Annotated in this window: 2 protein-coding genes and 8 pseudogenes; 5 read left to right on the plus strand and 5 right to left on the minus strand. The window is 56.0% G+C overall.

What is annotated here, in order from left to right:
• Window positions 1-94, minus strand: a pseudogene (locus ATY75_RS34350) (IS5/IS1182 family transposase); the annotation flags it as partial.
• A 53-nt stretch (window positions 95-147) separates the two neighbouring features.
• A pseudogene (locus ATY75_RS30980) lies at window positions 148-492 on the minus strand (transposase); the annotation flags it as partial.
• A gap of 152 nt (window positions 493-644) precedes the next feature.
• Here ATY75_RS30980 and ATY75_RS30985 point away from each other — a divergent pair.
• From ATY75_RS30985 to ATY75_RS31000, 3 genes and pseudogenes are all read left to right on the plus strand, one after another.
• Window positions 645-1103: pseudogene (locus ATY75_RS30985) on the plus strand (IS256 family transposase); the annotation flags it as partial.
• 934 nt (window positions 1104-2037) lie between these two features.
• Complete coding sequence (locus ATY75_RS30990) at window positions 2038-3195, plus strand: hypothetical protein (protein WP_088940415.1); 1158 nt, start codon at window positions 2038-2040, stop codon at window positions 3193-3195.
• A 768-nt stretch (window positions 3196-3963) separates the two neighbouring features.
• A pseudogene (locus ATY75_RS31000) lies at window positions 3964-5047 on the plus strand (IS630 family transposase).
• On the opposite strand, the pseudogene ATY75_RS31005 reads toward ATY75_RS31000, so the two are convergent.
• Window positions 5039-5819, minus strand: a pseudogene (locus ATY75_RS31005) (IS5 family transposase); the annotation flags it as partial. The pseudogenes ATY75_RS31000 and ATY75_RS31005 sit on opposite strands and share 9 nt — an antisense overlap.
• A gap of 77 nt (window positions 5820-5896) precedes the next feature.
• Between ATY75_RS31005 and ATY75_RS31010 the strand changes: the two are divergent.
• A pseudogene (locus ATY75_RS31010) lies at window positions 5897-6034 on the plus strand (transposase); the annotation flags it as partial.
• Here ATY75_RS31010 and ATY75_RS31015 read toward each other — a convergent pair.
• Window positions 6034-6300 (minus strand): annotated as a pseudogene (locus ATY75_RS31015) (integrase core domain-containing protein); the annotation flags it as partial. The pseudogenes ATY75_RS31010 and ATY75_RS31015 overlap by 1 nt on opposite strands.
• On the opposite strand from ATY75_RS31015, the pseudogene ATY75_RS31020 reads away from it, so the two are divergent.
• A pseudogene (locus tag ATY75_RS31020) lies at window positions 6300-7154 on the plus strand (IS481 family transposase); the annotation flags it as partial. The pseudogenes ATY75_RS31015 and ATY75_RS31020 overlap by 1 nt on opposite strands.
• A gap of 179 nt (window positions 7155-7333) precedes the next feature.
• Here ATY75_RS31020 and ATY75_RS31025 read toward each other — a convergent pair.
• Window positions 7334-8911, minus strand: coding sequence for a hypothetical protein (locus tag ATY75_RS31025; RefSeq protein WP_167862641.1), 1578 nt, complete (start codon window positions 8909-8911; stop codon window positions 7334-7336).
• Window positions 8912-9313 lie beyond the last annotated feature (402 nt).

Here is a 9313-nt window from a genome sequence, read left to right on the forward strand (position 1 = left end):
ACGGCGAGGCCTCCCGACCTTCCAAGTCACGCGCCTCCATCACAAGATGATGGTTGATCCGGCCCCATAACCCTGTCGCTCGCCATTGTAGAAATAGGACTGCAGGCGGAACATCCCTGGGCATCATGGATCGCTAGACCTTGCCCATTCCTTTTCCCAAAGATCGAAGAGGCTGGCGACGATGGCCATAGACTTCTTCTGACGCAGCGTGGAGCGGCTGTCGGCATCCCGACCGCGGGCCTCATCCTCGATGCGCCACAACTCGGTCATCGCGATGATCGTGTCCGTTGCTGCCTTCGAGACACCGCTGATGTGAAGGTCGTAAAACTTGCGGCATAGGTGCGCCCAGCACCCTGCGAGCTGGATCGTTTCATTGCTGCCGGCTTTGGTACGGGTCTTGGCGAGACTGGTATAGGCCGAGTAACCGTCCACCTGCAGGATGCCGCTGAACCCGGCGAGATGCCGCGCCACGCAATCAGCGCCCCTACTGTCCTACTCGCGTTTCTTGCCATTTTGCTGCTCACGTGCTGCGGAGGAGCTCCAAAATCAGGTCGGCATCGTCTCAGAGCGGGAAAAACTTTGGCCTCTGACATGTTGGCAGCTTTCGCATGGCAGCCGCCGACAATCGATTATTCAACAGCCCCCGGATTCATTTCATGAGGAACGTGCTCGCGCATGCTGGAAAGAGCGGTAGGCGGGTGGTCTCCGCTTTCATTGCAACGGCCTTTGCCCAGGAGACGCCGGAGGCAGCAAGCGCTCAATGGCGCAGCGTCGCCGATCAGATCAGACCAAAAGTGCCGGAGCTCGCCACCATCATGGACGATGCGGAAGAGGACGTGCTTGCCTACATGACTTTTCCGAAAGAGCATCGGGCAAAGTTGCATTCGACGAATCCAATCGAGCGTCTCAACGGCGAAATCAAGCGACGTACCGAGGTCGTCGGTATCTTTCCGAACGATGATGCTATCGTCCGTCTCGTCGGCGCATTGCTGCTCGAACAGAATGATGAATGGGCCGTCCAACGCGCCAGATACATGACCCTTGAGACCATGGCGCAAATGAGCGATGATCCGCAAATCAGTCTGCCCGCTGTGGCTCGCTGATATCCCTCCGACCCAATGTCGGAAAGCACGGCCATCAGCCGCGACCTACACCACTTCCATGGACACGATCCCACGGCGTTTTAGACTGGATCGAGCTGGGAGGTTTGCTATTAGAAGATATGAAAAGTCGTCATCAAACCGCCCGAGCTTGGGTTCGGCGCGGTTTTTGCCTTTTCTGGTCCTTGAAGTTCTCCATCGCAAATGCTGGAACTGTTGCACGGATTCGAATTGCCCCGGCTTAGTTTGCTCAACGATAACCAAATGAGCGTTTTAGCGCAACGATGTGCTGGGTGACTGCGAAGTAGTTTGCACATTTCTGCATTTGAAGATCGTGACGACTTTTGCGGACGGTATCCCCACAAGTCGCCAATGAAGCGGTCCGCTCTTGAGCGTATAACAAAACCTGCTTCACGTAAGGTCGGTGAAGGCCGCAGGTTAGGCTGCTTTAATCAATCCGTGCGACAGCCACTCCGCGGGCGCGGCTTGCCGACCTTCTCAACCGCATCGCCGCGCGTCATCTTCGCAAGAAGGATTGGCTTGCATAGCTAACGAGCGACAAATGCAACACGATTTTGGTTCAGCTAGTCGGTTCTGGGTGTTAGACGTACGACTTGGAAACACCGGAGTTACACGACGATGGATTGCGAGACCCAAGCGTCCTCTAGCACAGAGCGCGCGCGGCCGACCGAGATTGCGAAACGCTTGAAAGCGAAAACTCCGGTCGAAAACGCAAACCCACACGGTCTTTCCAACTCACCGCCAAACATGAGGTTTGGCCGAAGACGCTTCCTTCAAACATTTTAGGGGCGGCTCAAACGGGGGCCGATTCAACCAGCGCTTTGCGTAGCATAGCAGCAGACCGCGACGCCTTTAAGATTGTAGGCCGTTTAACACTACTCCCCGTCGACTCAGCAAACAAAGAGACGAGTTGAAAATGAACAACGAGTTTTCCATGAAAGACAGCTTGGATACCTTCGTTGCACTGGCGAACCTATCAAGGTTAAAGAAACGCTGGGCCAACCGCACTAATGAGTTGTGGGATATGGCTGAAGCTACAATAGCACGCGAACGGGCGGTAGGCTATATCGGGCAGTGCATCGCTGAAGGAATCCATAGGCGTGAGCCGGCGGTCTTTTGTCCGGAGATTCAGACTCGCTTCCACGCTGTGGGCCTTATGATTGATGAGCATATTGACCCAGGCCGCCCAACACTCAATCGGCGGCGCTTGCTGATTGAACGAGTTGGGAAGTTTACCGACTTCGCTCCCTACCAGCAAGGGCTCGGCTGGACTGCTACCGGTGAAACAATCGCTGAGAGCTTAAATGCTATTGACAAATCCGAGGAGCTTTTTCGGTTCCTTGGAGCGCGGGAAAGGGGCCTGCCCAGACAGGTGCGACCCACCATCCCGTTCACGTCTGAGCAGGCAATAGAGCTGGTTGATGAGGTGAGCCATTTGTATGAGGATATTAGAGACCGCCTGTACACGATAGACCATTTATTCCAAGATCGGTCGAGGGACGACGTCGCGTTGATCCATGATATCGAGCCCAGTATCGGCTTGCTTTCCCATCAGTTGGAAAGGGAAAAGCGAGATCCAACGCTGGTACGCCTTGATGGTGAGGCCGAGGCGAGGCGAGCGGATGTCGATCATGACCCGTTCTTCGAGGCGCAATCTGCACCCTCGCCCGCATCAGGGACAGAGGGCTTAAGCAGCCGAACGGCCTCGCCTGGTAGCAACGAATTGTTTCGGGACGAAAATGTCTCTCCTGAAAGGTCACAGCGATCGAACGAGGACAGCCACTCTTCGGGGACGTTCGATGACGACCGGTCGGCGTGGAGAGCGTATGTGACTGGAGAAGGCAGCCATACCAAAGCTGCAACTGGTCGTATGGAAGATGGTGTAGATGACGCGGAGAGGCTAGCTTTTGACCCCGCTACCATTAGCTTTCGCAAGTCAAAAGGCACTTCGTTGCAAGAACCGGCCGCCGCGCTGGGATCGAAGGCGGCGCATGATGAGATCAATGGATCGGAAGGCAATCGACGCGAATTAAACGAGCGTAAGCGGACTCGCAGCCCCGGGTTAGATTATTAAACTCACGATTCGCGCGTTCGAGCGGCCGTTTGTTGCAAGAGAGAAAATCTCTGATGCCGCTCTCGTGCGTGCAAGCCATGCGCCCGCCTTCGCGCAGCGGCGCATAAGGCCGCGGCCCGTGATGAAGTCCCCGGATCCCCGGATCGGGTTTCAATCAAATTAACGCGCTCGGAGCGTCTTGAGAATCTCGGATTAATCCAATCCCCGGTTCGTCCGGTTCCCATCATCTCATCACCCTCACTACCTGCCGTCCAGCTTGCTACTCCGTGTTGCCGAACGGCAGATCCTGTTATGCCGCGCAAGCACTAAGCGGCAAGCAGACCCCATCTGGCGTCGACACCCTTGGTCCCGGTAATGCAGGTAGACGAATTCACGAACTCTGAGCTTCTATGTCTGCGGCTAGCTCTGGAACTAGAAACTTCCATAGGAGGGACGGCTTGAGGGTGCTGGGCGACAATTTCGGCGGCGCTGTCCGATGATTTTAAAGCGCGGGCAGTGGCCGAGGAAATGGAGACTGGCGCGAGCGTGTCAGCAATTGAGCATCGCATCGGCATACATACCTCACAACTATTTTGCTGGCGCCGTGATGTGGCTTTGAACAGCCCAATCTCGTGAGACCGATCGCCGTCCGTCTCGCCGTCTGCTAAAATCGCGCGCGATCGAAAGCCTTCAGGATCGGCGTCCGCGTTGCGGGCCTCTACTAGTCACCTGGAACCAAAGTAAGCCTCATTTTGTTTAGCTTCTGTCACCAGAGCAGGAGTTTGATTGATGGCTGGCAGGCAGGCGGACCTCGTCGTTCTGAGCGACGAGGATCGTAATTTTCTTGAATCTCAGGTGCGCCGTCATAAAGCGCCGCGTTCGTTATCAGATCGATGCCGGATGGTTTTGCTGTGCGCACAGGGCCTGCAGAGCAAGGACGTTGCCGAACGCCTCGGCGTCCACGAGCATACGGTTGGCAAATGGCGCCGCCGGTTCGTGCAAGATGGCATTGACGGACTGACGGACGAATATCGCGCCGGTCGGCCACGAACCGTCTCTGACCCGCAGGTCGTTGAGGTCATCGAACGGACGTTGAACACCACTCCCAAGGATGCCACACACTGGTCTATTCGTTCGATGGCAGCTGACAGCGGGCTGTCGCACACCACCATCCGTCGGATATGGACCGCTTTTGGTCTGCAGCCCCATCGCGCCGAGACATTCAAGCTGTCTACCGATCCGCTGTTCGTCGACAAGGTGCAGGATATAGTCGGCCTTTACATGTCGCCACCAGACCGGGCAGTCGTGTTATGCGTGGATGAGAAATCGCAAATCCAGGCACTGGATCGCGAGCAGCCGGTTCTGCCCATGGCGCCGGGTATCGCCGAACGACGCACCCATACCTACGTCCGAAACGGGACGACATCCCTGTTTGCCGCGCTCGATGTTGCGACTGGCGCTGTCATCGGCCATTGCTACAAACGTCACCGGGCTACCGAATTCCTCGATTTCTTGAAGCGGATCGACGCCGGGATGCCCAAGGGGCCGGACGTGCATCTGGTGATGGACAACCATGCGACCCACAAAACGCCGAGGATCAAGGCTTGGCTCGCCCGCCGCCCGCACTGGCATGTTCACTTCACACCAACATCAGCATCCTGGATCAATCAGGTTGAGCGGTGGTTTGCAGAGCTGACGCGAAAGCAGTTGCAGCGCGGCGTCCATCGTTCCACCGCCGAACTGGAAGCCGACAGAAACCCACAACGAGAACCCCACCCCATACAAGTGGGTCAAATCCGTCGACCAAATCCTCGCGTCGGTCAAGCGCTTCTGCCACAAGACAATGAGCCGAACTTCAGATTCAGGTGACTAGGGCGTGGACCCAAAACGATCTAATCCAGATGCGTGTTGCAGCCAGCTTGATAGCGGCGAGAAAGTTGCGCGGGTCTTTGTCGTATCTGGTTGCGATGCCGCGGAACTGTTTGAGTTTGTTGAAGAAGCGTTCGATCAGATTGCGTTGGCGATAAACCCATGCACTGAAGGGGAAGCTGGCCTTGCGATTACGTTTTGCCGGAATGTTGGCCCAGGCCCGTTTTTCCTTGGCCAAGTCTCGCAAGGCGTTGGTGTCGTAGGCGCGGTCAGCAAGGAGGATCGCGCCTTCTCGCATGTCCTGCAGCATCGGCTCTGCCATCCGGTTGTCGTGGGCTTGCCCCGCTGTCAGATCAAGGCTGATCGGCCTGCCGTCTGCATCGACGACCGCGTGGATTTTCGTCGTTAGGCCGCCGCGGGAACGTCCCATGCAGCCATCGTCTCGATCCCCCTTTTTCCCGTGGCCGCATGCTGATGAACGCGGACACAGGAACTATCGATCATAACGATGTCGCCGTCGAAGGCCTTTGCGATCTCGCGCAAGACATGACCCAAACACCCGCTTTTCTCCATCGAACAAAACGGTTGTAGCAGGTGGTGTAAGGCCCATATCGTTCCGGCACGTCTGCCCAAGGCGAGCCTGTGCGGAACCGCCACAAAATGCCGTTGATCACTCGCCGGTCATCGACCCGCGGCACGCCGCGAACTTTGTTGGGCAACAAGGGCTGAATAATCGCCCACTCGAAATCAGTCAGGTCGAAACGACGGCGGGTCACGCAAGGCCTCCAAATCAAGGCCTCATTGAATCATCCCCTGTCCGGTTAGAAAACCCCGTTTATGAGTTTGCGGCCTAGCTTATGTCGAGCAGCTGTTGCTACCGACCCTTAAGCCCGGGGATATTGTCGTCATGGACAATCTGTCCGCACACAAAACAGCCGGTGCGCGCGATGCCATCGAACGCCGGGGCGCTCGGCTCATATTCCTGCCGCCCTAGATGTGGAGCCTCAACAGGTTGTCCTTTATCAGGCCGAGTCTATTGACGGGCGGTTTGGATTGTAGGCTGCCGTGCGGGCGATGCCAATTATAACGGTGGAGCCAGAGCGGCAGGTCGGCGGCGCGCTGCTGCGAGGTTTCGTAGGCCTTGGCATATGCCCATTCGCGCAGTGCGGTCCGGACGAGGCGTTCGGCCTTCCCATTTGTCTTCGGCGTATAGGGTTTGGTGCGGGTGTGTTTGATGCTGAGCCGCCGCAGCGCCTTTCGGCGTCTGCGTGAAGACTGTCTATAAGTGGGTAAGGCGCTATCGACGGGAGGGCGAGGCCGGTCTCAATGATCGCAGTTCCCGACCGCACCGCCTGTATCATCCGACCTCGCAGGCCACCGCCGCCCGGATCGAGACGTTACGCCGCCTGCGCATGACCGGCCAACACATCGCCAAGGAGACGGGTGTCTCGCCAGCCACAGTCAGCCGCATCCTCAAGCGCCTTGGCCTGAACAAGCTCAAGGCCTTGGCCCCGGCTGAGCCAGTGCGGCGCTACGAACGCGACAAGCCCGGCGAGCTCATCCATATCGACATCAAGAAACTCGGCAAATTCAACCGAACCGGCCACCGCATCACCGGCGATCGCACGGGGCAGAGCAACAGCCGTGGCATCGGTTGGGAATACGTCCATCTGGCCATCGACGACCACTCACGCCTGGCCTATTCGGAAATATTACCCGATGAGACAAGACGCTCCTGTCTGCGCTTTCTCTTCAATGCTTTGCGCTTCTTCAAGGCCCATGGCGTCAAGGTCCAGCGCGTCATGACCGACAACGGCACAAGCTTCCGTTCCCATCGATACGCCAAGGCGCTGCGGCGGCTGAGCATCAAGCACATCCGCACCACGCCCTATACGCCGAAGACAAATGGTAAGGCCGAACGCCTCGTCCAGACCGCGCTGCGCGAATGGGCCTACGCCCAGGCCTACGAAACCTCGCAGCAGCGCGCCGCCGACCTGCCGGTCTGGCTCCACCGTTACAATTGGCATCGCCCGCACGGCAGCCTACAATCCAAACCACCTGTCAGTAGACTCGGTCTGACCGAGGACAACCTGTTGAGGCTCCACATCTAGTCATCCTCCAGGGGCATGCCGGAAGGGGATCGCGCCGCGATTACCTCTCCATGTATTGATCCGGTATCGACAATCAAAATTGTCCGCGAGCGCTCCCGCAACGAGCGAGAGGATCATTTAAAAAACAACGTGGTCGACCCTTGACAGGTGGCCAGTTGCCACGAAAAGTTACCTATCTCTCAGCGGCTGATCGAGTTGGCCCTCTCACGTTCCTCCAGTTCGCGTGGCCGCTTACTCCCATTAGGCGATTTGCCTATTTCAACATCTCCCTTGACGTTATGGCTGGACGAGCCGGAAATCTCTTGTAAGTGGGGCGGCGCTTTTATTTTTGTTGAGATGGATCGTGCCAGATTTCCAGCCGGCGCCACCTCCTCTGACTCATTGCGATGCGGCAGTTTTAGTTTCTGTTGACCAGGCATATTGGCTGCCTTGGCAAGTTCAAGCATGACTTGGGAATGTTCTAAATCGATTTTGGTCGACCGTACGGGTACTATTGGTCTTTTTGGATGATCATTCTCTGGCAGTTCGCGCAGACGACCTTGCCAGGCTTGGTGGTAACCCTCTATGGTTCGCACAAGCCTTTCCATCTCCAAGGTCCTTGATTTCAAGACGCGCGAATAGCTGCGGAGCAACGAGAAAAGAGTCGGGGAATCTGCTGCCGCACTGTTCGGCTCCAGCCAATATTCCCTGTGTTCCGACGCCGTTTTGAGGAACCACGCGCGGCTCGCGAAGTTTCCGCGACGAGGGCCAACGACCGCGTCCATGGCATCAAGAACACGCGTTGCCATTTCCTTGGCGACTCTGTTACGCACTCGTTGCGGAGTCGCTCGACGTATTGAGTCCCTAATCCCTTTTGGCAGTTGCTTGGGCAAGAAAAAACGATTACCACCACGCTGCCAGGTTAAGTCGCAATGCCGTTGTATCAGCCTTGCGATGTCTACAGCAGTTTCTGGAGCTAATCTTTGTTGCGGCAGTAGCTCTGCTCTCCAAGGAACGATTTTCTCTTCAATGGCTCTGATCACCCTCACTTTGCCATAGTGAAAGGAGTTCGGGATGAAGCCTATTTCGCCAGTGGTGGCCCTCGTTTCCGCAATTTCCGCCTCCCGCTTAGCCCAGCGTGACAAGATTTCGCCACCTTCCCAAACCTCATCTACTACCGCCTGGCGCAGACCATTGAAAAAAGCGCCGTCCGGCACGATCTCGTCCAACAGAGTATTGAGCTCCTTCAGAGTGGCCTTCACTAAAGCTGGATTTCGGGGCGTACCACTTGAAAAGTTTTCATCGAATTCATGAAGCTGCAGTTCATCTCGTCTGTGACCCAGAATCTCAGTGTGTGGGAATTCTCGCGGGTCGCCTTCTTTGGTTTTGGCGTATTGCTGCAGTTTCTCATAAAGTGCAGCAGCTACATTAGGAGAAAGAGCTATCGGGAACTGCGGGCGGCTTGCATAGATCTTATCAATGACCCGATGCAGTTCGTTAGCATCCGGGTTCGCGGTCATCTCACCAATATTAGCTCGATGTATTGCGCTCAATGCATAGAGCCGTTGTTTATTATATGCAGGCGTATCAGGAATAATTCGACTTAGAAGCCGGTCTATTCGAACTTCAAGGGCGTCCTTCAAGGAGCGGCCGGGGACGGGTCGCGGCCACTCTAATTCATTTCCAATGCTGCCGTCTGGAACATAGGCTGGAGTTCGGCTTCGCATGACATCCGTTAGATACTTGACCGCCATAATTTCTCTCGTGCGATTGGCCATAGTGCGTGGTCCTTCTCACTTTCCGAAGTGCAAGCTTCATCGCCAGCGTTTACATTAAATCGCTCTTTGATGACGCATTGTCGCTTTGAAGCGCAACTTGTTCTAATAAACAGCGATACTTTAACCCTGGGACGCTAGCAGCTTCTAGGCCTGCCTGAGCCGCGTCCGAGTGTGCTTTTGAATTCACCGATGCGTTCACTGTCCTAATAAGAACTATACCATGGGGGCGAGTTGCTAGGGTGTGATTGCGTTACATCTGAAGCTGAAGTTAACCGTAAGAGCCCGATTTAAAAGAAGTTGAGCGATAACAGGCAGTTGTGATTCCCTATTGGTGCTAAATCAAATGGGGTTTCGATGAGCTGGACTGCTATCGCTCGCCGTGAGCATAACCGAGACGTGCTT

Source organism: Rhizobium sp. N122 (assembly GCF_002211295.1).
In the GTDB taxonomy this organism is placed as follows: Bacteria; Pseudomonadota; Alphaproteobacteria; order Rhizobiales; family Rhizobiaceae; genus Rhizobium.

Excerpts from the sequence above, each read along its gene's own strand:
- ATY75_RS30990 (WP_088940415.1), top strand. The coding sequence starts at position 2,038 with ATGAACAACGAGTTTTCCATGAAAGACAGCTTGGATACCTTCGTTGCA.
- ATY75_RS31025 (WP_167862641.1), bottom strand. The coding sequence starts at position 8,911 with ATGGCCAATCGCACGAGAGAAATTATGGCGGTCAAGTATCTAACGGAT.